Genomic DNA, 20,214 nt, shown 5'->3' on the forward strand with positions numbered 1-20,214 from the left:
GGAGACCAACATGAGCGAACAACAAACCCCAACCTTCAAGCCGAAGAAATCCGTGGCCCTGTCGGGCGTCGCCGCCGGTAACACCGCCCTGTGCTCGGTCGGCAAATCGGGCAACGATTTGCACTACCGCGGCTACGACATCCTGGACGTGGCCAATTCCTGCGAATTCGAAGAAATCGCCTACCTGCTGGTGCACGGCAAGCTGCCGACCGGCGCCGAACTGCGCGGCTACAAGGCCAAGCTGAAAATGCTGCGCGGCCTGCCGCAAGCGGTGAAGCTGGCGCTGGAAGCCCTGCCGGCCGGCAGCCACCCGATGGACGTGATGCGCACCGGCGTCTCGGCGCTGGGCTGCGCGCTGCCGGAAAAGGACGACCACAACGTCGCCGGCGCGCGCGACATCGCCGACCGCCTGATGGCCTCGTTCGGCTCGATGCTGCTGTACTGGTACCACTACAGCCACAACGGCAAGCGCATCGAAACCGAAACCGACGACGACTCGATCGGCGGCCACTTCCTGCACCTGCTGCACGGTCACAAGCCGTCGGACGAATGGGTGCGCGCGATGCACACCTCGCTCATCCTGTACGCCGAACACGAGTTCAACGCCTCGACCTTCACCGCGCGCGTGATCGCCGGCACCGGCTCCGACATGCACTCGGCGATTACCGGCGCCATCGGCGCGCTGCGCGGACCGAAGCACGGCGGCGCCAACGAAGTCGCGCTCGACATCCAGAAGCGCTACGAAAACGCCGACGAAGCCGAGGCCGACATCCGCAACCGTGTGGCGAACAAGGAAGTCGTGATCGGCTTCGGCCACCCGGTGTACACCATCAGCGACCCGCGCAACGTGGTCATCAAGGAAGTGGCGCGCACGCTGTCGCAAAGCGCCGGCTCGATGAAGATGTTCGACATCGCCGAGCGCCTGGAATCGGTGATGTGGGAAGTGAAGAAGATGTTCCCGAACCTGGACTGGTTCTCGGCCGTGTCGTACCACATGATGGGCGTGCCGACCGCGATGTTCACGCCGCTGTTCGTCATCTCGCGTACCTCCGGCTGGGCCGCCCACATCATCGAGCAGCGCATCGACAACAAGATCATCCGCCCGAGCGCGAATTATGTCGGTCCGGAAGACCTCCAATTCGTACCGATCGCCGACCGTAAATAACGCATTGCCTGGATACCGAGCTTCACCATGAACAACGCATACCGCAAACCCCTGCACGGCACCAATCTGCATTACTTCGATGCGCGCGCAGCCGTCGACGAGATCGAAGCCGGCGCCTGGGACAAGCTGCCCTACACCTCGCGCGTGCTGGCCGAAAACCTGGTGCGCCGCTGCGATCCCGTGTCGCTGGTGCCGTCGCTGAAGCAACTCATCGAGCGTAAACGCGACCTCGACTTCCCCTGGTTCCCGGCCCGCGTGGTCTGCCACGACATCCTGGGCCAGACCGCCCTGGTCGACCTGGCCGGCCTGCGCGACGCCATCGCTTTGGAGGGCGGCAACCCGGCGCTGGTGAATCCGGTGGTGCCGACCCAGCTGGTGGTCGACCACTCGCTGGCGGTGGAGTGCGGCGGCTTCGACCCCGACGCATTCGCCAAGAACCGCGCCATCGAGGATCGCCGCAACGAAGACCGCTTCCACTTCATCGACTGGACCAAGAAGGCCTTCCAGAACGTGGACGTGATCCCGCCCGGGAACGGCATCCTGCACCAGATTAACCTGGAACGCATGTCGCCGGTCATCCAGACCAAGGACGGCGTGGCCTTCCCGGATACGCTGGTCGGCACCGACTCGCACACCCCGATGGTCGACGCGCTGGGCGTGATCGCCATCGGCGTGGGCGGCCTGGAAGCCGAAAGCGTGATGCTGGGCCGCGCGTCCTACATGCGCCTGCCCGACATCGTCGGCGTCGAACTGACCGGTAAACCGCAGCCGGGCATCACCGCCACCGACGTGGTGCTGGCCCTGACCGAGTTCCTGCGCGCCTCGAAAGTGGTGTCCACCTACCTCGAGTTCTACGGCGAAGGCGCGGCCAACCTGACCCTGGGCGACCGCGCTACCATTTCGAACATGGCGCCGGAATTCGGCGCCACTGCCGCGATGTTCTACATCGACGAGCAGACCATCAAGTACCTGAAGCTCACCGGCCGCGAAGACGAGACCGTGAAACTGGTCGAGCTGTACGCGAAGGAAACCGGCCTGTGGGCCGATGCGCTGGTCACCGCCGAATACGAGCGCGTGCTGCGTTTCGATCTGTCGACGGTCGTGCGGAATATCGCCGGCCCGTCGAACCCGCACAAGCGCGTGCCGACCTCGGAACTGGCGGCGCGCGGCATCGCCGGCGTAGTCGAGAACGAGCCGGGCCGCATGCCGGATGGCGCCGTCATCATCGCGGCCATCACCAGCTGCACCAACACGAACAATCCGCGCAACATGATCGCCGCCGGCCTGCTGGCCCGTAACGCGAATGCGCGCGGCCTGCTGCGTAAACCCTGGGTCAAGTCCTCGCTGGCGCCGGGCTCGAAAGCCGTGTCGCTGTACCTGGAAGAAGCAGGCCTGATGCCGGAACTGGAGAAGCTGGGCTTCGGCGTGGTGGCCTTTGCCTGCACCACCTGCAACGGCATGAGCGGCGCGCTGGACCCGGTCATCCAGCAGGAGATCGTCGAGCGCGATTTGTACGCAACCGCCGTGTTGTCGGGCAACCGCAACTTCGACGGCCGTATCCACCCGTACGCGAAGCAGGCCTTCCTGGCCTCGCCGCCGCTGGTGATCGCCTACGCGATTGCCGGCACGATCCGCTTCGATATCGAGAAGGACGTGCTGGGCATCGACAACAATGGCCAGCCGGTAAAGCTGGCCGATATCTGGCCGAGCGACGCCGAGATCGACGCCGCGATCGAACAGAGCGTGAAGCCCGAGCAGTTCCGCAAGGTCTATACGCCGATGTTCGCACGCGTGGCCGACGATGGCGAAACCGTCAGCCCGCTGTACGACTGGCGCGAGATGAGCACCTACATCCGCCGCCCGCCGTACTGGGAAGGCGCGCTGGCCGGCGTGCGTTCGCTTACCGGCATGCGTCCGCTGGCGCTCCTCGGCGACAACATCACCACCGACCACCTGTCACCGTCGAACGCGATCATGGGCGACAGCGCGGCCGGCGAATACCTGTTCAAGATGGGCTTGCCGGAGGAAGACTTCAACTCCTACGCCACCCACCGCGGCGACCACCTCACGGCCCAGCGCGCGACGTTTGCGAATCCGACCTTGAAGAACGAGATGGTACGCAATGCGGACGGTTCTGTCCGCGCCGGTTCCCTCGCGCGCATCGAACCGGAAGGGCAGGTCACGCGCATGTGGGAAGCGATCGAGACCTATATGGAACGCAAGCAGCCGCTGATCGTGGTGGCCGGCGCCGACTACGGCCAGGGCTCGTCGCGCGACTGGGCGGCCAAGGGCGTGCGCCTGGCGGGCGTGGAAGCGATCGTGGCCGAGGGCTTCGAGCGCATCCACCGCACCAACCTGGTCGGCATGGGCGTGCTGCCGCTGGAGTTCCTGCCGGGCGTGAACCGCTTGACGCTGGGGCTGGACGGGACCGAGACCTATGACGTGGTCGGCGAGCGTACGCCGCGTGCGCAGTTGACGCTGGTGGTCAATCGCAAGAACGGCGAGCGGGTCGAGGTGCCGGTGACCTGCAGGCTGGATACGGCGGAAGAAGTGTCGATCTACGAGGCGGGCGGGGTGCTGCAGCGGTTTGCGCAGGACTTCCTGGCGTCGTCGAAGGTCGCGGCCTGACGGAGACGTTCGCGGGCGGGTAGTTACCGTCCGCGGCGTTGTTTGGAACACGTAACCGCGTGGGCACGGAGTGCCTTGCGCGGCCCGGCCCACCCTACGATATCCGCAGCCCCGGACCGATGCATCCGTAGGGTGGACGGGTTTCCCGTCCACGCGTTCAAGCGGCGGATGATCGTTCGATACACGAGCAGCGAAGCGCATGTAGGTTGAACGCGTGGACGGCAGAGCCGTCCACCCTACCAAATACGGCACATCGTCGCCTGCGCAATCAAACAGGATCAACGAACACATGGCACACCAACCCCAAATCAAAATCCCCGCCACCTACATGCGCGGCGGCACCAGCAAAGGCGTCTTCTTCCGCCTGCAAGACCTCCCCGAGGCTGCCCAACAACCTGGCCCGGCCCGCGACAAACTCCTGCTGCGCGTGATCGGCAGCCCCGACCCCTACGGCAAGCAGATCGACGGCATGGGCGGCGCCACCTCCAGCACCAGCAAATCCGTCATCGTCGCGAAAAGCACGCAACCGGAGCACGACGTCGACTACCTGTTCGGCCAGGTCTCGATCGACAAGGCCTTCGTCGACTGGTCCGGCAACTGCGGCAACTTGTCCTCGGCCGTCGGCTCGTTCGCCATTAGCGCCGGCCTGGTCGACAGGGAGCGCGTGCCCGACAACGGCATGGCCACGGTCCGCATCTGGCAAGCCAACATCGGCAAGACCATCATCGCCCATGTGCCGATCACGAACGGCGAAGTCCAGGAAACCGGCGACTTCGAACTCGACGGCGTGACCTTCCCGGCCGCCGAAGTCCAGCTCGAATTCATGGACCCGGCCGCCGACGAGGAAGGCGCGGGCGGCTCGATGTTCCCGACCGGGAACCTGGTCGACGACCTGGAAGTCCCGGGTGTCGGCACGTTGCGCGCGACCATGATCAACGCCGGCATCCCGACCATCTTCCTGAACGCGGCCGACATCGGCTACACCGGCGCCGAGCTGCAGGACGCCATCAACGGCGACCCGAAGGCGCTGGTGCTGTTCGAAACTATCCGTGCCTGCGGTGCGGTGCGCATGGGCCTGATCAAGCACGCCGACGAAGCGGTGGGGCGCCAGCACACGCCCAAGGTGGCCTTTGTCGCGCCGCCGCTGGATTACACCGCCTCCAGCGGCAAGGCAGTGGAGGCCGACGACATCGACCTGGTCGTGCGCGCGCTCTCGATGGGCAAACTCCACCACGCGATGATGGGCACGGCGGCAGTGGCCATCGGCACCGCCGCCGCGGTGCCGGGCACGCTGGTCAACCTGGCCGCCGGCGGCGGCAAGCCGAGCGCGGTGCGCTTCGGCCATCCGTCGGGCACCCTGCGCGTGGGCGCTGAGGCGGTCGAGGCGAATGGTGAATGGAGCGTGACCAAGGCAGTGATGAGCCGCAGCGCGCGCGTGCTGATGGAAGGCTGGGTGCGGGTGCCGGGCGACACTTTCTGATCGGGATGCACAAAGGAGCGGGCAGGTGGCGTCAATACGACGCCACCTGCCCGTTTTTGCTTCTAATATTTCCTTTGTGCTAGTAGTTTTTCTCGAACGTGGTTTATCATCTGGCAACGAAAAGCGGCCCGGATTCAGAGGCTGCAGTCTGGGATGCACCTGAAGATGGACAGAATGCCGAGCCAACCCGCCCTCGTCGCCGATGCCTTGCGGCTGCTGGGCGCACCTGCCTGCGCCTGCGACGGCGCGGGCCTCATCATTGCCGCCAACGATGCGCTGGCGGCGCTATTCGACGATTCGCCGCTGGGCCGCACGCTGCCCGGGCTGTTTCACGACACCGCCGTCCAGACCGCGGCCGGCCAGCTGGCGCAAGCGCTGCACCTGCCTTGCCACTGGCACGGCGTGCTGGCCACGCGCCGCGGCGAAGTGCCGGTGCAGGTGCAGGGCCAGCCGCTGCGCGAGGGTGGCGGCGCCAGCTTCGTCTTTGCCGATGTCAGCGCCTACGAGCAGGGCCGCGAGACACTGCGTACCACGGTGCTGGAGCAGCGCGTGCTGATCGAGAACGCGCCGGTCGGCATCCTGTTCACCCAGGACGGCCGCATGCTCAGCTGTAATCCGCGCCTGGCCGCGATGGCCGGCTACAGCGCGCAGGAGCTGGCGCAGGTGGAGCCGGTCGAGATGTTCGAATCGCCGCAAGCCTTTGCCAGCTTCATGGACGGCGCCTTCGGCACCCTGGCCCAGGGGCAGGTGTTCGAGAAATCGGGCCAGCGCTTCCGCCGCCGCGACGGCACGCTGTTCTGGTGCCACGTGCGCGCCCACCTGGTCGAACCGGGACGGCGCGAGGCCGGCACCATCTGGATCGTCGAGGACATCACCGAGGCGCGCCGCGCCCAGCTCGAAGTCGAGGCGCTGCTGACCAATTCCGCGCTGGCCATCATCTTCACGCGCGAACGCGCCATCACCCGCTGCAACGGCGGCTTCCGCGAGATGTTCGGCTACCCGGCCGGCAGCGCGCTGCCGGTTCACGTGCGCGGCCTGTATGCCGACGACGCGGCCTGCGACGCCATCGGCGCCGCGGCCTTTGAACAGTTCGCGCTGGGGCGCTCCTACACCACCGAGACCGCAATGGTACGCGCCGACGGCACGCCGCTGTGGGTGCAGCTGATCGGCTTCATGGTCAATCCCGACGAGCCGTCGCACGGCAATGCCTGGATCGTCGAGGACCGCACCCGACACAAGCGCAGCGAAGAATCGCTGCGCGACGCGCTGCTCGAAAACCAGGCCATCCTCGACAGCGCGGTGCTGGGCATCGCCGTGGTCGAGAACGGCCACATCCTGCACTGCAACCGCAAGATGGAAGAGCTGTTCGGCTGCGGCGCGGGCGCCATCAGCAGCGTGTCGGTGCGCTCGCTGTATCCGGACAGCGACGGCTGGCAGGCGGCGCGCGCCGAGACCGCGCGCGACTTCGCGGCCGGGCGCGTGCACGTGTCCGAACACCGCCTGATGCGGCGCGACGGCGAAGTGTTCTGGGCGCGGCTGTCCGGCCGGCCCTTCGACCTGGACAACCCCGGCGGACGCAGTGTCTGGATGGTGGACGACGTGACGGCGCAACGCGAAGCGGCCGAGGAAGTGCGGCGCGCGCGCGACGAGCTCGAAGTGCGGGTGGCCGAGCGCACCGCCGAACTGGCCGGCGCGAATGCCCTGCTGCAGGACGAGATCCTCGAGCGGCGCCAGGCCGAGGCGCGCGTGCACCACATGGCCTACCACGACAGCCTGACCGGCCTGCCGAACCGCGCGCTGCTCGCCGACCGCATGGAGCAGGCGATCCTGGCGGCAGGGCGCTCGGGCACGAAACTGGCCGTGATGTTCATCGACCTCGACCGCTTCAAGACGATCAACGATTCGCTCGGCCACCTGACCGGCGACTACCTGCTCAAGGAAGTGGCGAACCGCCTATGCCGCGCGGTGCGCGCCAGCGATACCGTGGCGCGCCTAGGCGGCGACGAATTCGTGGTGCTGGTGCCGGGCGTGCACGCCAGCCTGGAATGCGATGCGGTGGGCGACAAGATCATCGAGGCCCTGGCCGCCCCGGTGCCGGTGGACGGCCACAGCCTGCACATCTCGCCCTCGATCGGCATCTGCCTGTATCCGGACGACGGCAAGGATGTCGAGACCCTGATGCGCCATGCCGACGCCGCGATGTACCACGCCAAGGCGGCCGGGCGCAACAACTACCAGTTCTTCAACCAGCGCATCAACCAGGCCGCGGCGCGCCACTTCGAGCTCGAAACCAGCCTGCGCACGGCGCTGGCGAACGGCGAGTTCGAACCCTACTACCAGCCGATCATGGACATGGCCACGCGCCGCGTGCATGCGCTGGAAGTGCTGCTGCGCTGGCGCCGCCCGGGCCTCGGCCTGGCGCTGCCGGACGACTTCATTCCTATCCTGGAGGAGAACGGCATGATCGTGCCGGTGGGCGAATGGGTGATCCGCCGCGCCTGCGAGCAGAGCATGGCCTGGCAGCGCCAGGGCTTGCCGGCGGTGCCGCTGGCGATCAACCTGTCGGCACGCCAGTTCATGCACCGCGCGCTGGTGGCCTCGATCCGGCGCATCGTCGAGGAGACCGGGATCGACCCGACCCTGGTGGAATTCGAGATCACCGAATCGGCGCTGATGCAGCACAGCGAGCAGACCCTGGAGATCCTGGGCCAGATCAACCGCATGGGCATGCGCCTGTCGATCGACGACTTCGGCACCGGCTATTCGAGCCTGGCCTATTTGAAGCGCTTCCCGGTCCGCAAGATCAAGATCGACCGCGCCTTCATCCGCGAACTGGAGGCGAGCAGCGAGGACCGCGCGATCGTGGCGGCCGTGATGGCGCTGGCGAACAGCCTGCAGCTGCAGGTGGTGGCGGAAGGGGTGGAGACCGAAGAGCAGCTGGCGCTGCTGCGCGGCTACGGCTGCCAGTACGTGCAGGGCTGGCTATTTGCCAAGGCGCTCGATAGCGAGGCGACGCGCGCTTTGCTGGCCGACGATGCACGCTAGGGTGGCCCGGCCCACCCCACGATGTCAACCCAGGGTCGCAATCACCGGCGTATGGTCCGACGGCTGCTCCCAGGTGCGCGGCTCGCGGTCGATGGTGCAGGCCGTGCAGCGCCTGGCCAGCTCGGTCGACAGCAGGATGTGGTCGATGCGCAGCCCGCGGTTGCGGCGGAAGGCCATCATGCGGTAGTCCCACCAGCTGTACTGCTTTTCCGGCTGCTCGAACATGCGGAAGGCATCCACCATGCCGAGGTCGACCAGGGCCGTCATGGCGGCCTTTTCCTTGTCCGAGAAATGGATCTTGCCTTCCCACTCGGCCGGGTCGTGCACGTCGCGGTCTTCCGGGGCGATGTTGTAGTCGCCCAGCAGGGCCAGTTGCGGATGCTGGCGCATTTCCTCGCCCAGCCACTCGTGCAGGGCCTTCAGCCAGGCCAGCTTGTAGACGTACTTGTCCGAATCAACCGCCTGGCCGTTCGGGATGTAGGCGCACACGAAACGTACGCCCTCGATGGTGGCGGCGATGATGCGCTGCTGCGGGTCCTCGAAGCGCGGGTTGTTCTTGACTACGTCAAGGATCGCGAATTTCGAGAGGATGGCAACGCCGTTGTAGGTCTTCTGGCCGGTGTAGGCAACCTGATAACCGGCAGAATTAATTTCCGCAAGTGGGAACTTATCGTCGGTCAGCTTGGTCTCTTGAAGGCAGAGTACGTCAACCGGACTGGTCTCGAGCCACTTCAGCAAGTGGGGCAGGCGGACCTTCAGCGAATTAACGTTCCAGGTGGCTATTTTCATGTATGCGCGTGGTAGGTAAGGCGCCAGGCGGACCCTCCGGCCTGGCAGGTGCGCAGTATCGGTGCTGGCCACGAATCCTGCAAGCTCCCACAAGATGCGCCTCCGCCCGCCGCCCCGTCATGCGATTTGCTTAAAATGCAATCCCGATGCTCAAGAGCCAGATTTGTGATTTAAAATATATGAGTGCGACATCCGGGGCCGGCGACGGGGCGGAATGTAACATTTCAATCGTGGAAACCCACAGCCGGCAATCGTTACTATTCTGGAACTTGTAGTTGTTTTCGCATAACTTGCGATGTAGTATGCCATTTGGCGGGCTGAACCATTCAATGTCCACTCCGGCAGGCCCGCACGATTGCATGCATTCGTGACAATAGTTTTGCAACAAAATGGTACTATAGGAAATATTGCTGTTTCGATAGCGAGTTTCCGTACCCATATGAAAAGGACAGAGATGCGCAGTGCATTTGAAGCGTGGGCCCAACGCGATGGCCACATTGTTCGACGTCGTGAAGACAAGCCCGAGGAATACCTCGTCTACGAAACCCAGCGCCGCTGGGTGATCTGGCAGGCGGCCCTGGCGCACGGTGCCAAGGCGGCAGGCGAGACGCCGTCGAAATTCCCCGAGCAGGGCGCCGCCCCAGCCATGCAGCAGGACGAAGCCGCGGTCCGCAACCGCGTGCTCAACGAGGTGCTCGACGCGTTCAGCGACCTCGACGAGACTGCCGGCATGGAAGGCGTGCTGAAGGTCATCCAGGGCCTCAAGAAGCGTCAAAAAGCAACGGCCGACCAGGCCTGATGCAATACCGGCACTACAAGGGTGGCCTCTACGAGCTGGTCTGCGAAGCCACGCTCGAGGCCGACCTCACGCCCATGATCATCTACCGCGCGGCGGATGGGTCGATCTGGGCGCGTCCGAAAAGCGTGTTCTTCGAGCTGGTCGATGTCGATGGCGTGATGACGCCAAGGTTTGCGCCGGTGTCGTGATTCGCGCCGCGTGAACTGACCACCGGTTCGCCGTTGTAGGGTGGGCACCTGTGCCCACGCTGTCTCACCGTTCGCGTTCACGCGGCGGCCGCCAACATCCCATGTGCATACGTATCGGCGTTGATTGACGTCGATATCATTCGGCTGTGCTATACCGCGTGGGCACAGGTGCCCACCCTACAAAAACCGCCATTTCACCGTCGCTGCATAAAAAACGGGCCGCATCTGCGGCCCGTTTTCATTCCAGTCTAACCGTCAATCACACACGGTTCATCAGGAAGGTCGTCAGCAGCGGCACCGGACGGCCGGTCGCGCCTTTCGATGCGCCGCTCTTCCACGCCGTACCCGCGATATCCAGGTGGGCCCAGGTGTAGTTGCGGGTGAAGTTCTCGAGGAAGCAGGCCGCGGTGATCGAGGCGCCGCCCGGGGTGCCGATATTCGCCAGGTCGGCGAAGTTCGACTTCAGCTGCTCGTTGTACTGCTCGCCGATCGGCAGGCGCCATGCGCCGTCGCCGGTTTCCTTACCTGCCTGCAGCAGCTCGTCGGCCAGGGCGTCGTGGGCGGCGTCGTGGCGGGTGAACAGGCCGCTGTTGTGGTGGCCCAGCGAAACGATGCAGGCACCGGTCAGGGTGGCGATGTCGACCACGGCCGCCGGCTTGAAGCGCTCGGCGTAGGTGAGGGCGTCGCACAGGATCAGGCGGCCTTCGGCGTCGGTGTTCAGGATCTCGATGGTCAGGCCGTTCATGGCGGTGACGATGTCGCCCGGCTTCGAGGCGCGGCCCGACGGCATGTTTTCGCAGGCAGCCACGATGCCGATCACGTTCAGTTTCAGGCCCATCTCGCCGATGGCGCGGAAGGTGCCCAGCACCGAGCCGGCGCCGCACATGTCGTACTTCATCTCGTCCATGCCAGGACCGGGCTTCAGCGAAATACCGCCGGTGTCAAACGTGATGCCCTTGCCGACCAGGACCACCGGCGCATCCTTCTTGCCGCCGCCCATGTGCTTGAGGACGATGAACTTCGGCGCTTCGTCGCTGCCCTTGGTCACCGACAGGAAGCTGCCCATCTTCAGGGCTTCGAGCTGCTTGCGCTCCAGGACTTCGATGTCGAAGCCGTGGTCGTCGGCCAGCTTGCGGGCGACGGTGGCGAGGTAGGTCGGGGTGCAGACGTTCGGCGACAGGTTGCCCAGTTCCTTGGTCAGGGCCATGCCGTTGGCAATCGCGATCGACTGCGCCAGCGAGGCCTTGGCCTGCGGGCTGGCCAGCGGCACGGCGACGGTGATCTTGCGCACGCCGGTCAGGGCAGGGTCCTTCTTGCTCTTTTGCGTATCGGTGCGGAATTCGCTTTCGTTGGCGGCCACCACGATGCTGCGCAATGCCCATTCAGGCTCGCGCTCTTTCACTTCGGTGGTTGGAAATGCGATAATGGCATCCGCAGTGCCGAGCGAAGCAAAGGCCTTCAGGGTCGCGTTCACGGCGGTGCTGAAATTCTTTTCGCTGACCACTTCGTCCGCGCCCATGCCCACCAGCAGCACGCGCGCCGCAGTCACGCCGGCCACGCCACGCAGCAGCAGGGTCGAGCCGGCCTTGCCGCTGATGTCGCCCGATTTCAATGCCGCCGTGATTTCACCGGTTTGATCGAGGGCTTTCGCAGCCTGCGACAGTTTTTTGTTTTCGAACACCGCCACTGCCACACAGCCGGTCTTGGCCGCGGCCAGGGTGTTTTTTGTGTCGAATGCTTTTATGCTAAAGTCCATTTGATTCTCCCGTTTCGTTTTGTGCGCAGCATGCGAATACAAGTGCGGCTACTGCTCAACCTGCAATTATAACTATCGAATGATTTTTTCACGCGCCTTGTACCGTGAACTGGCCAGCGCGGCCGGAGCAACCTTCACGGTGCTGTTCTCGGTATGTATTACCTGGACCCTGATCGCCATTCTTGGCCGGGCCGCTGGCGGGCGTGTCGCATCGGGCGACGTGGTCGCCCTGATCGCGTTCCAATCCCTGAATTATCTGCCAACTGTCCTGACTCTCACCAGCTTTATTTCGGTGCTGGTCGTGCTCACGCGGACCTACCGCGATTCCGAAATGGTGGTCTGGTTCGCCTCGGGCCAGTCGCTGCTGCGCTGGATCCGCCCGGTGCTGGTGTTCGGCATTCCGATGGTGCTGCTGGTGGCCGTGCTGTCGCTGTTCGTCACGCCCTGGGCCAAGATGAAGAGCACCGAGTTCGTGCAGCGCTTCGAGAAGCGCGAAGACCTGAAGCGCGTGGCCCCCGGCCAGTTCCGCGAGTCCTCGTCGGCCGACCGCGTGTTCTTCGTGGAGGGCAGCGCCAACGGGTCGACCGTGGTCCAGAACGTGTTCGTCAATTCCCTGCAGGGCGCCAGCAACTCGGTGGTCGTGGCCAAGGAAGGCGTGATCGAATCCGACGGCAAGGGCGGCCAGTTCCTGGTGCTGAAGAACGGCCGCCGCTACCAGGGCGTGCCGGGCCAGGCCGACTACCAGTCGATGGAGTTCGAACGCTACAGCATGCGCGTGGCCACCAAGGTGCCGGTGCTCGGCACCGACGTGCCGCTCGACGCCCAGTCCACCGCCATGCTGCTGGCCGTCGACAACCAGTACACGCGCTCGGAGCTGCTGTCGCGCATTTCCTCGCCCATCGTCTGCCTGGTGCTGGTGCTGCTGGCGATCCCGCTCGGCTTCGTCAACCCGCGCGCCGGCAGTTCGGCCAACCTGATCCTCGCCCTGCTGATCTTCTTCACCTATAACAACCTGGTCAAGATGGTCGAGGCCAGCGTCAAGAAGGACAAGCTCGACTTCGCGCTGGCCTGGTGGCCGCTGCACCTGGTCGTGGCGCTGATCGTGGTGATGCTGTTCGCCTGGCGCCTGAACGTGAACCACCGCTACCACCCGCTGGTGTGGCTCAATACCTGGAAGCGCCGCCGGATGCTGCGCAAGTCGCCCGAGCTGGCGGGAGGAAGCGCGCGATGAAAGTCCTGCAACGCTATTTTGCGGTGAACATCGCGCAGGCCGTGGTCTTCGTGCTGTTCGCCTTCCTCGGTCTGATCGCCTTCATGGACCTGACCGGCGAACTGCCGTCGGTCGGCAAGGGCAACTACCAGTTCCAGCATGCGCTGATCTACGTGGCGCTGATGCTGCCCGGGCACGTGTACGAGGTAATGCCGGTGGCGGCGCTGATCGGCACCATCTACGCGATGGCGCAGTTCGCGCAAAGCTCGGAATTCACCATCATGCGCGCGTCCTCGATGTCGACCCGCATGGCCGGCTGGATGCTGTTCAAGATCGGCATCGTGTTTGTCGTGATCACCTTCATCTTCGGCGAGCTGATCACGCCGCGCACCGCGCCGCTGGCGGAAAAGGTGCGCCTGTCGGCCAAGGGCGCGACGCTGGCCTCGGAGTTCCGCTCGGGGATGTGGACCAAGGATAACGTGCACGCGCCGGGCCCGAACGGCGCGCGCGGCCCGGTCACCGGTTCGCGCTTCTTCAACGCGCGCCAGATCGCCGCCGACGGCCAGCTGCTCGACGTGCGCGTGTACGAATTCGACCCGTCGATGCGCATGCGCGCCATCTATACCGCGGCCAGCGCCAGCTTCCGCGGCAACGGCACCTGGCGCCTGCAGAACGTCACCGAAACCGTGTTCTCCAACAGCCGCACGCTGCCCGAGCCGGGCGCGCCGGTGCCGGCCGGGCAGACCATCCAGAGCACCTTCGGCCAGGAGACCAGCGCGGTGGCCACGCGCCGCGTCGAGAGCCTCGACCTGGCCTCCGAGATCACGCCGAAGATTTTGCAGGTCTCGCGCCGCGACCCCGAGCGCATGTCGGCCAACGAACTGGCCGTGTATTCGCGCCACCTGGTGGAAAACCGCCAGGAGAGCGAGCGCTTCCAGATCGCGTTCTGGAAAAAGCTGATCGACCCGCTGGCGATCTTCGTGCTGATGGCGCTGGCGCTGCCGTTCGCCTACCTGCACACGCGCAGCGGCGGCGTCAGCCTGAAGATCTTCATCGGCATCATGATCGGGGTGAGCTTCATCCTGATCAACTCGCTGTTCTCGCACCTGGGCGTGCTCTCGACCTGGCCGGCGTTCGTGACGGCGGCGGCGCCGAGCCTGCTGTTCCTGTTGCTGGCGATCGGCGCGCTGCGCTGGGTGGAGCGGCACTGATGAACGCACCCATCGACAAGCGCGCACTGGTCCTGTTCGCCCACGGCGCGCGCGCTGCATCCTGGGCCGCGCCCTTCGAGCGCCTGCGCGCCCTGATCGAGGCGCAGACCGCGGTGCAGCAGCCCGGCACCGAGGTGGCGCTCGCCTTTCTCGAACTGATGGAGCCGCGCCTGCCCGAGGTGGTCTCCAGCCTGGTTGCGCGCGGCGTGCTGGACGTGACGGTGGTGCCGGTGTTCCTGGGGCAGGGCGGGCATCTGCTGCGCGACCTGCCGCAGCTGGCCGATGCACTGCGCGCGGCGCATCCGGAGCTGCGCCTGCAGGTGGCCGGCGCCGTTGGCGAAGACGCCAACGTGCTGGCGGCGATGCGCGACTACTGCCTCAGCATGCTCGGCCCGGCGCCGGGCTGATTGCCTCCACGGCGAGACTGGCCGTCTCGCTTTCTTCTTCCTCTGTCTCCCGTTTCGCATGGCGCGCGATCTGCTCGCGCATCCAGGCATGGCTGCGCGCCAGCGCCAGTTGCGCCATGCGCGTCGGGAAGTGGACGAAGCCGTGCGGCGCGTCCGGCAGCACATTCAGTTCCACGTCCGCCACCTCGCGCCAGCGCTGCGCCAGTTCCAGGGTATCGTCGCGCAGCGGGTCGATGTCGCCGACGGCCATCCAGGCCGGCGGCATGCCGATCAAGTCGCCGTACAGCGGCGACAGCGGCGCACGGCGCCGTTCGGCGTCGCTCATGCCGGGCGTGAGCAGGCGCAGCGCCGCCGGCATGCCGGGGCCGTCCAGCACCAGGGTATCCGGCCCGGCGGCCTGCACGCTCGGGCTGCCGGCCAGGTCGTAGACGCCGTAGAACAGCACCGCGCCGGCGATGCGCCGCAGCAGGCCCGGGCGGGCCTGCAGGCGCTGCAGCACGCCCGCCGCCAGGTGGCCGCCGGCCGATTCGCCGACCACGAACACGGGCAGCGCGCGGTATGCCGGCAAGCCGCCGTCCAGCACCCAGTGCACGGCCGCCAGGCAGTCGTCCATGATGTCGCGCAGCGGCGTGCGCGTGGCCAGGCGGTAGTCGACCGAGACCACCACCGCGTCGAGCGCCTGCACGCGCGCGGCATTGAAGCGGTCGTCCATGCGCGCATTCCCGATCACCCAGCCGCCGCCGTGGATGTCGATGACCAACGCCTTCGGCGTCGAGGGGCCAGGCGCCGGCCGCAGGATCCGCACCGGCACGCGCAGGCCATCGGCTTCGGCGATGCGCTGTTCGACGCGGATGCCGCTTCGTTCCAGCCTGGCGTCGGCGCCGATTTGCGACACGCGCAGCAGGGCCTGGCCCAGCATCGGCATAAAGCGGTTGCGCACACCGAAGCGCGGCGCCCATGCGAGCTTGCGGTTGAAGCGGCCGGCTTCGGCCAGGGTGGCGGCGTCCAGCGGTATCGTGTTCATCGTGGTGTGTTATCAGGAGCGATGGGCCCATGCTAACCGCCGCGTTGCGCGCGCACTGTGCGCTGGCGTCCCTCCGGGCGCAGGAAGCTGCCGTTCCGGCAAGGTTTCCGATGCGGTCTTGACAAGGAATGCGGCGAACACGCCACGGATTGTTCCGAATCATGGCATCGCACCGCGCGCCGGTTTGACACTTGTTCGGAAACCACCCACACTGCTCGGGCATTTCCGGCTCATCCATACGGGCCGCCTTCCAACCAACCGGCCCGCACCATGCTTCCACCGTTCCTGAAGCACCTTGTTGCCACGCTGCTGGGGCCTGTCCAGGCCTTCTTGCGCCGTGCTGCCCGCCTGCCGGCGGCGCTGGTGGTCGAGATCCGCTGCGCGCGCCGCATCGATGCCGCCGCACGCCGCGTCGGCGCCATGCGCACCAAGATCGGCATCATGTCGGGCCACCTGAACGCCGGCAGCATCGAGGGCCGGGTCGACGCCGACCGCAACCTGCGGCGCATGCTGAGCGAACTGAAGGACGACCTGAGCGAGATGCGGCGCGACCTGGCGGCCTGGCACGTGAAGGAATGCCGCGGCCGCACCGGCGCGCGGCTGGAAGCGGCGATCGCGCAGCTGAACCGGATCGCGGCCGATACCTGGGCGGCGGCCGATAAGCTGGTGCTGCAGATCGAGGAATACGATGGGGCGCGGGCGCATTGCCCGGGGTAGCTTGATAGCGTGCTCGTAGGGTGGACGGGGAACCCGTCCACCCTACAAAGCCTGGTGCTCGCGCAGCCGCAGCGCTTCCCCGATCATCACCAGCACCGGCCCCTGCGCCGCATCCAGCCCACGCGCCAGGTCGGCCAGCGTCAGGCGCGCAATGCGTTCATCGGCGCGGCTGCAGTTTTCCACCACCACCACCGGCGTGTCCACGCTGCGCCCTTGCGCCAGCAGGCGTTCCGCCGTGGCCGCGGCTTCGCGTCCGCCCATGTACTGGATCATGGTGTCGGTATGGGGCAGGGCGGGTTGTTCCGGCTCGTCCGGCGCGGTGCTGGAGGTGAAGAAGGCGACGCTGCGCGCCACGCCGCGCTTGGTGAGCGGCTGGCGGGTCGCGGCGGCGGCGGCCACCGCGGTGGTAATCCCGGGCACGACCTCGACCTCGATGCCTTCAAGCTCGAGCGCGCGCAGTTCCTCGTCGGCGCGCCCGAACAGCATCGGGTCGCCGCCCTTCAGGCGCACCACCATCCTGTACTTGAAAGCGCAATCGACCAGCAGCTTGTTGATCGCATCCTGCGCCGTGGAGCGCTGGCCGGAACGCTTGCCGACCGAGATCAGCTCGGCCTGCGCGCACAGTTCCAGCATCTCGGGTGTCACCAGTGCGTCGTACAGCACGACCTCGGCCTGTGCCAGTAAACGCGCCCCGCGCACCGTGATCAGGTCGGCCGCACCAGGGCCGGCGCCGATCAGGTAGACCTTCCCCGCCATCCGCTACTCCTGTTAGTTATCCAGGCGAATCATACCCGCTGCGACAGTCTGGTGGGTGACTTCGTCGATGAGGATAAAGGCGCCGGTGGCGCGGATGTCGGCGTAGGCATCGGCGGCAAGAGGCTGCTGCACGGTCAGGTGGATGCGCGCGATGTCGTTCAACTTGAGGCCCTGGGCCGCGCCGTCCACGGGCTTGCGCTCCTGGGTGTTCACGTCGAGCAAGGTGTCCACCTTCGTCACCTTGGCCGCGGTCTGGCGCGTGCCGTGCTTGATCCAGTACTTGCGGCGCACATCGAGCGGCTCGTCCGACATCCAGCAGACGTCGGCCACGACCTGCTTGAGCAGGGTCGCCGGGGCCGCGGCGCCGGCCAGCGTGTCGCCGCGCGAGATGTCGAGGTACTCGTTCAGCAGCAGGGTCACCGACTGGCCGGCGCTGGCCGTTTGCAGCGAACCGTCGAAGGTGACGATGTCCTTCACGGTCGCGGTCTGGCCGGAGGGCTGCACCGTCAGCGTGTCGCCAACCGCCACGCGGCCCGATTCGATGCGGCCCATGTAGCCGCGGAAGTCGTTGGCTTCGTGGCCGTTGTGGCGGGCGACCAGCTGCACCGGGAAGCGGAACGGTGCATCGTGGGCTTCGTCGTACACCGACAGCGACTCCAGCAGCTCGATCAGGGTCGGGCCGGTATACCAGTCCATGTTGTCGCCACGGTCGACGACGTTGTCTCCGGAGAGGGCCGACAGCGGGATCGCGGTCACGTCCTTCAGGCCCAGCGATTGCGCAAACTCGCCGTAGGCAGCGACGATGCGCTCGTACACGGCCTGGTCGTAGTTCACCAGGTCCATCTTGTTGACGGCGACGATCACGTGCTCGATCTGCAGCAGCTTGGCGATGGTCGAGTGGCGCTTGGTTTGAATCAGAAGGTCGACACCACCGTCTTCACGGAGTTTGACCTTCGACACGTCGACCAGGATGATCACGGCGTCGGCGGTCGAGGCGCCGGTGACCATGTTGCGCGTGTACTGCTCGTGGCCGGGCGTATCGGCGATGATGAACTTGCGCTTCGGCGTGGCGAAATAACGGTAGGCGACGTCGATGGTGATGCCTTGCTCGCGCTCGGCTTCGAGGCCGTCGGTCAGCAGCGAGAGGTCGATGGTGTCGCCCACGGTGCGCTTGTGCTTCGAGCGCGATACCGCAGCCAGCTGGTCGGCGAAGATGCCCTTGCTGTCGTACAGCAGGCGGCCGATCAGCGTGCTCTTGCCGTCGTCGACGGAACCGGCGGTGATGAAGCGCAGCAGGCTATGCTGGGTCAGGTTGTCAGCGGGGGTGTCAATGCGTGCGTTCATCAGAAATATCCTTGCTTCTTGCGTTTTTCCATCGAGGCTTCCGAGGTCTGGTCGTCCATGCGCGTGGCGCCGCGCTCGGTCACCTGGGTGACGGCGGTTTCGGCGATGATCGCTTCCACGGTGGCCGCATCGGACGATACCGGGCAGGTGCAGGAGATGTCGCCCACGGTACGGAAACGCACGGTCTGGGTTTCCACGGTCTCGCCTTCCTTTGCCGGGGTCAGCGGGGTCAGCGGCACCAGCAGGCCGTTGCGCGGGATCACCTGGCGTTCGTGCGCAAAATAGATCGGTGGCAGGGCCAGCTTTTCGCGGGCGATGTATTGCCACACGTCGAGCTCGGTCCAGTTCGAGATCGGGAACACACGCATGTTTTCGCCCGGGTGGACGCGGGTGTTGTACAGGTCCCAGAGTTCCGGACGCTGGGCCTTCGGGTCCCATTGGCCGAATTCGTCGCGGAAGGAGAAGATGCGCTCTTTCGCACGCGCCTTTTCCTCGTCGCGGCGGGCGCCGCCGATACAGGCGTCGAAGCCGTGTTCGGCGATGGTTTCCAGCAGCGTTACGGCCTGGGCCGCATTGCGCGAATCGGTGGCCGGGTTACGCAGGCGCACCGTGCCCTTCCTGATCGAATCCTCGACCGAGCCGACGATCAGGCGCTCGCCGAGTTCCGCCACGCGCGCATCGCGGAAGGCGATGACTTCGTCGAAGTTGTGGCCGGTGTCGATGTGCACCAGCGGGAAGGGAAATTTCCCTGGGCGGAAAGCCTTTTCAGCCAGGCGCAGCAGCACGACCGAGTCCTTGCCGCCCGAGAACAGCAGGGCCGGGTTGCTGCACTCGGCTGCCACTTCGCGCAGGATGTGGATGGCTTCGGATTCGAGGGCGTCGAGGTGGCGCGCGTTGACGTCGGCGAGGACGGCGTTGCTGTCAGAAAGATTCGTCATGAATTCTGCCTTGTATTCTTGAGTAGCGGAACTGAATCAGGCCGCCACGGATTTGATACGAATGAGTTTGCCGTCGACCACGTGCAGGCCGCATTCCTTCGATTCCGGGTTTTCCCACCACCAGCGGCCGGCGCGCACATCCTCGCCCGGCTGGATCGCGCGGGTGCAGGGTTCGCAGCCGATCGACGGGTAGCCGCGGTCGTGCAGCGCGTTGTACGGCACCTTGTTGGCGCGGATGTATTCCCAGACGTGTTCTTCGGTCCAGTCGGCCAGCGGATTGAACTTGGTCATGCCGTGCGCCGGATCGTCTTCCTGGGTCGACAGCTCCGAACGGGTGGCGGACTGGGCGCGGCGCTGGCCGGTGATCCAGGCCTTGTTGCCGGCCAGGGCGCGGCCGAGCGGCTCGACCTTGCGGATGCGGCAGCATTCGCGGCGCATCTCGACGCTGTCGTAGAAGGCGTTCAGGCCGTTCTGGGCCACGTAGGCGTCGACCGCTTCGGTTTGCGGGCGGAACAGGGTGATGTCGTGGCCGTAATGGGCCTTGACTGCATCCAGCACCGCCAGCGTTTCGCTGTGCAGGCGGCCGGTTTCCAGCGAGAAGATGCCGATTGGCAGATTGTTCTTCAGGATCAGGTCGGTCAGCACCATGTCCTCGGCCGCCAGGCTGGACGCGAACACGGCCGGGGTGTACTCGGCGGCGATGCGTGCCAGGATGGCTTGCGTGTCGGCGACGCGGTTGGCGAGATCGCTCATCGTC

At 65.9% G+C, this 20,214-nt stretch carries 17 protein-coding genes; 10 read left to right on the forward strand and 7 right to left on the reverse strand.

Going from position 1 to position 20,214, the window contains the following annotated elements:
- Positions 1–10 precede the first annotated feature (10 nt).
- The 4 genes from prpC to ACWYRN_RS16675 all read left to right on the forward strand — a co-directional run bounded on the left by prpC (position 11) and on the right by ACWYRN_RS16675 (position 8,318).
- Positions 11–1,165, forward strand: coding sequence for a bifunctional 2-methylcitrate synthase/citrate synthase (gene prpC / locus ACWYRN_RS16660; protein ID WP_488688694.1), 1,155 nt, complete (start codon positions 11–13; stop codon positions 1,163–1,165).
- A gap of 27 nt (positions 1,166–1,192) precedes the next feature.
- Positions 1,193–3,793, forward strand: coding sequence for a Fe/S-dependent 2-methylisocitrate dehydratase AcnD (acnD, locus tag ACWYRN_RS16665; RefSeq protein ID WP_488688695.1), 2,601 nt, complete (start codon positions 1,193–1,195; stop codon positions 3,791–3,793).
- A gap of 289 nt (positions 3,794–4,082) precedes the next feature.
- A complete protein-coding gene (gene prpF, locus ACWYRN_RS16670; RefSeq protein ID WP_488688696.1) occupies positions 4,083–5,273 on the forward strand; it encodes a 2-methylaconitate cis-trans isomerase PrpF in 1,191 nt (396 codons plus the stop codon).
- A gap of 174 nt (positions 5,274–5,447) precedes the next feature.
- Positions 5,448–8,318 (forward strand): sensor domain-containing protein, encoded by a 2,871-nt coding sequence (locus ACWYRN_RS16675; RefSeq protein WP_488688697.1) that lies wholly within the window; start codon positions 5,448–5,450, stop codon positions 8,316–8,318.
- A 24-nt stretch (positions 8,319–8,342) separates the two neighbouring features.
- On the opposite strand, the gene xth is transcribed toward ACWYRN_RS16675, so the two are convergent.
- Complete coding sequence (xth, locus tag ACWYRN_RS16680) at positions 8,343–9,107, reverse strand: exodeoxyribonuclease III (RefSeq protein ID WP_488688698.1); 765 nt, start codon at positions 9,105–9,107, stop codon at positions 8,343–8,345.
- 454 nt (positions 9,108–9,561) lie between these two features.
- Here xth and ACWYRN_RS16685 point away from each other — a divergent pair, with 454 nt between their 5' ends.
- Entirely contained in the window at positions 9,562–9,906 is a 345-nt protein-coding gene (locus ACWYRN_RS16685; protein WP_488688699.1) for a phiTE_015 family protein, read from the forward strand.
- Positions 9,906–10,094: a DUF1653 domain-containing protein gene (locus ACWYRN_RS16690; RefSeq protein ID WP_229438838.1), complete on the forward strand. Its 189-nt coding sequence runs from the start codon at positions 9,906–9,908 to the stop codon at positions 10,092–10,094. The genes ACWYRN_RS16685 and ACWYRN_RS16690 overlap by 1 nt, the downstream gene beginning before the upstream one ends.
- 259 nt (positions 10,095–10,353) lie before the next feature.
- Here the strand turns inward: ACWYRN_RS16690 and ACWYRN_RS16695 are convergent, their stop codons facing one another.
- Positions 10,354–11,850 (reverse strand): leucyl aminopeptidase, encoded by a 1,497-nt coding sequence (locus ACWYRN_RS16695; RefSeq protein ID WP_488688700.1) that lies wholly within the window; start codon positions 11,848–11,850, stop codon positions 10,354–10,356.
- 79 nt (positions 11,851–11,929) lie between these two features.
- Here ACWYRN_RS16695 and lptF point away from each other — a divergent pair, with 79 nt between their 5' ends.
- From lptF to ACWYRN_RS16710, 3 genes are read left to right on the forward strand one after another with little or no spacing between them, the layout of a single operon-like run.
- Positions 11,930–13,081, forward strand: a complete 1,152-nt coding sequence (gene lptF / locus ACWYRN_RS16700) for an LPS export ABC transporter permease LptF (RefSeq protein WP_488688701.1) — start codon at positions 11,930–11,932, stop codon at positions 13,079–13,081.
- On the forward strand, positions 13,078–14,271 hold the full coding sequence (gene lptG, locus ACWYRN_RS16705; protein WP_488688702.1) for an LPS export ABC transporter permease LptG: 1,194 nt from the start codon (positions 13,078–13,080) through the stop codon (positions 14,269–14,271). The genes lptF and lptG overlap by 4 nt, the downstream gene beginning before the upstream one ends.
- Complete coding sequence (locus tag ACWYRN_RS16710; RefSeq protein ID WP_488688703.1) at positions 14,271–14,678, forward strand: sirohydrochlorin chelatase; 408 nt, start codon at positions 14,271–14,273, stop codon at positions 14,676–14,678. Before lptG ends, ACWYRN_RS16710 begins: the two co-directional genes overlap by 1 nt.
- Here the strand turns inward: ACWYRN_RS16710 and ACWYRN_RS16715 are convergent.
- On the reverse strand, positions 14,650–15,702 hold the full coding sequence (locus ACWYRN_RS16715; RefSeq protein WP_488688704.1) for an alpha/beta hydrolase: 1,053 nt from the start codon (positions 15,700–15,702) through the stop codon (positions 14,650–14,652). The two genes, ACWYRN_RS16710 and ACWYRN_RS16715, sit on opposite strands and share 29 nt — an antisense overlap.
- Before the next feature lie 270 nt (positions 15,703–15,972).
- On the opposite strand from ACWYRN_RS16715, the gene ACWYRN_RS16720 reads away from it, so the two are divergent.
- Positions 15,973–16,419 (forward strand): hypothetical protein, encoded by a 447-nt coding sequence (locus ACWYRN_RS16720; RefSeq protein ID WP_488688705.1) that lies wholly within the window; start codon positions 15,973–15,975, stop codon positions 16,417–16,419.
- A gap of 42 nt (positions 16,420–16,461) precedes the next feature.
- Here the strand turns inward: ACWYRN_RS16720 and cobA are convergent, their stop codons facing one another.
- The 4 genes from cobA to ACWYRN_RS16740 are packed head-to-tail and all read right to left on the reverse strand — an operon-like array spanning position 16,462 to position 20,210.
- A complete protein-coding gene (gene cobA, locus ACWYRN_RS16725; protein WP_488688706.1) occupies positions 16,462–17,175 on the reverse strand; it encodes a uroporphyrinogen-III C-methyltransferase in 714 nt (237 codons plus the stop codon).
- 12 nt (positions 17,176–17,187) lie between these two features.
- On the reverse strand, positions 17,188–18,519 hold the full coding sequence (locus ACWYRN_RS16730; protein WP_488688707.1) for a sulfate adenylyltransferase subunit 1: 1,332 nt from the start codon (positions 18,517–18,519) through the stop codon (positions 17,188–17,190).
- Entirely contained in the window at positions 18,519–19,457 is a 939-nt protein-coding gene (gene cysD, locus ACWYRN_RS16735) for a sulfate adenylyltransferase subunit CysD (RefSeq protein ID WP_488688708.1), read from the reverse strand. Before cysD ends, ACWYRN_RS16730 begins: the two co-directional genes overlap by 1 nt.
- 36 nt (positions 19,458–19,493) lie before the next feature.
- Positions 19,494–20,210 carry a phosphoadenylyl-sulfate reductase gene (locus ACWYRN_RS16740; protein ID WP_229438848.1) on the reverse strand — a complete coding sequence of 239 codons (717 nt, stop codon included), beginning with the start codon at positions 20,208–20,210 and terminating at the stop codon, positions 19,494–19,496.
- Positions 20,211–20,214: the final 4 nt, after the last annotated feature.

This window comes from Massilia sp. BAP21 (assembly GCF_057801335.1).

Coding starts and splice junctions, on each gene's coding strand:
- prpC (WP_488688694.1), top strand. CDS start 11: ATGAGCGAACAACAAACCCCAACCTTCAAGCCGAAGAAATCCGTGGCC.
- acnD (WP_488688695.1), top strand. CDS start 1,193: ATGAACAACGCATACCGCAAACCCCTGCACGGCACCAATCTGCATTAC.
- prpF (WP_488688696.1), top strand. CDS start 4,083: ATGGCACACCAACCCCAAATCAAAATCCCCGCCACCTACATGCGCGGC.
- ACWYRN_RS16675 (WP_488688697.1), top strand. CDS start 5,448: ATGCCGAGCCAACCCGCCCTCGTCGCCGATGCCTTGCGGCTGCTGGGC.
- xth (WP_488688698.1), bottom strand. CDS start 9,107: ATGAAAATAGCCACCTGGAACGTTAATTCGCTGAAGGTCCGCCTGCCC.
- ACWYRN_RS16685 (WP_488688699.1), top strand. CDS start 9,562: ATGCGCAGTGCATTTGAAGCGTGGGCCCAACGCGATGGCCACATTGTT.
- ACWYRN_RS16690 (WP_229438838.1), top strand. CDS start 9,906: ATGCAATACCGGCACTACAAGGGTGGCCTCTACGAGCTGGTCTGCGAA.
- ACWYRN_RS16695 (WP_488688700.1), bottom strand. CDS start 11,850: ATGGACTTTAGCATAAAAGCATTCGACACAAAAAACACCCTGGCCGCG.
- lptF (WP_488688701.1), top strand. CDS start 11,930: ATGATTTTTTCACGCGCCTTGTACCGTGAACTGGCCAGCGCGGCCGGA.
- lptG (WP_488688702.1), top strand. CDS start 13,078: ATGAAAGTCCTGCAACGCTATTTTGCGGTGAACATCGCGCAGGCCGTG.
- ACWYRN_RS16710 (WP_488688703.1), top strand. CDS start 14,271: ATGAACGCACCCATCGACAAGCGCGCACTGGTCCTGTTCGCCCACGGC.
- ACWYRN_RS16715 (WP_488688704.1), bottom strand. CDS start 15,702: ATGAACACGATACCGCTGGACGCCGCCACCCTGGCCGAAGCCGGCCGC.
- ACWYRN_RS16720 (WP_488688705.1), top strand. CDS start 15,973: ATGCTTCCACCGTTCCTGAAGCACCTTGTTGCCACGCTGCTGGGGCCT.
- cobA (WP_488688706.1), bottom strand. CDS start 17,175: ATGGCGGGGAAGGTCTACCTGATCGGCGCCGGCCCTGGTGCGGCCGAC.
- ACWYRN_RS16730 (WP_488688707.1), bottom strand. CDS start 18,519: ATGAACGCACGCATTGACACCCCCGCTGACAACCTGACCCAGCATAGC.
- cysD (WP_488688708.1), bottom strand. CDS start 19,457: ATGACGAATCTTTCTGACAGCAACGCCGTCCTCGCCGACGTCAACGCG.
- ACWYRN_RS16740 (WP_229438848.1), bottom strand. CDS start 20,210: ATGAGCGATCTCGCCAACCGCGTCGCCGACACGCAAGCCATCCTGGCA.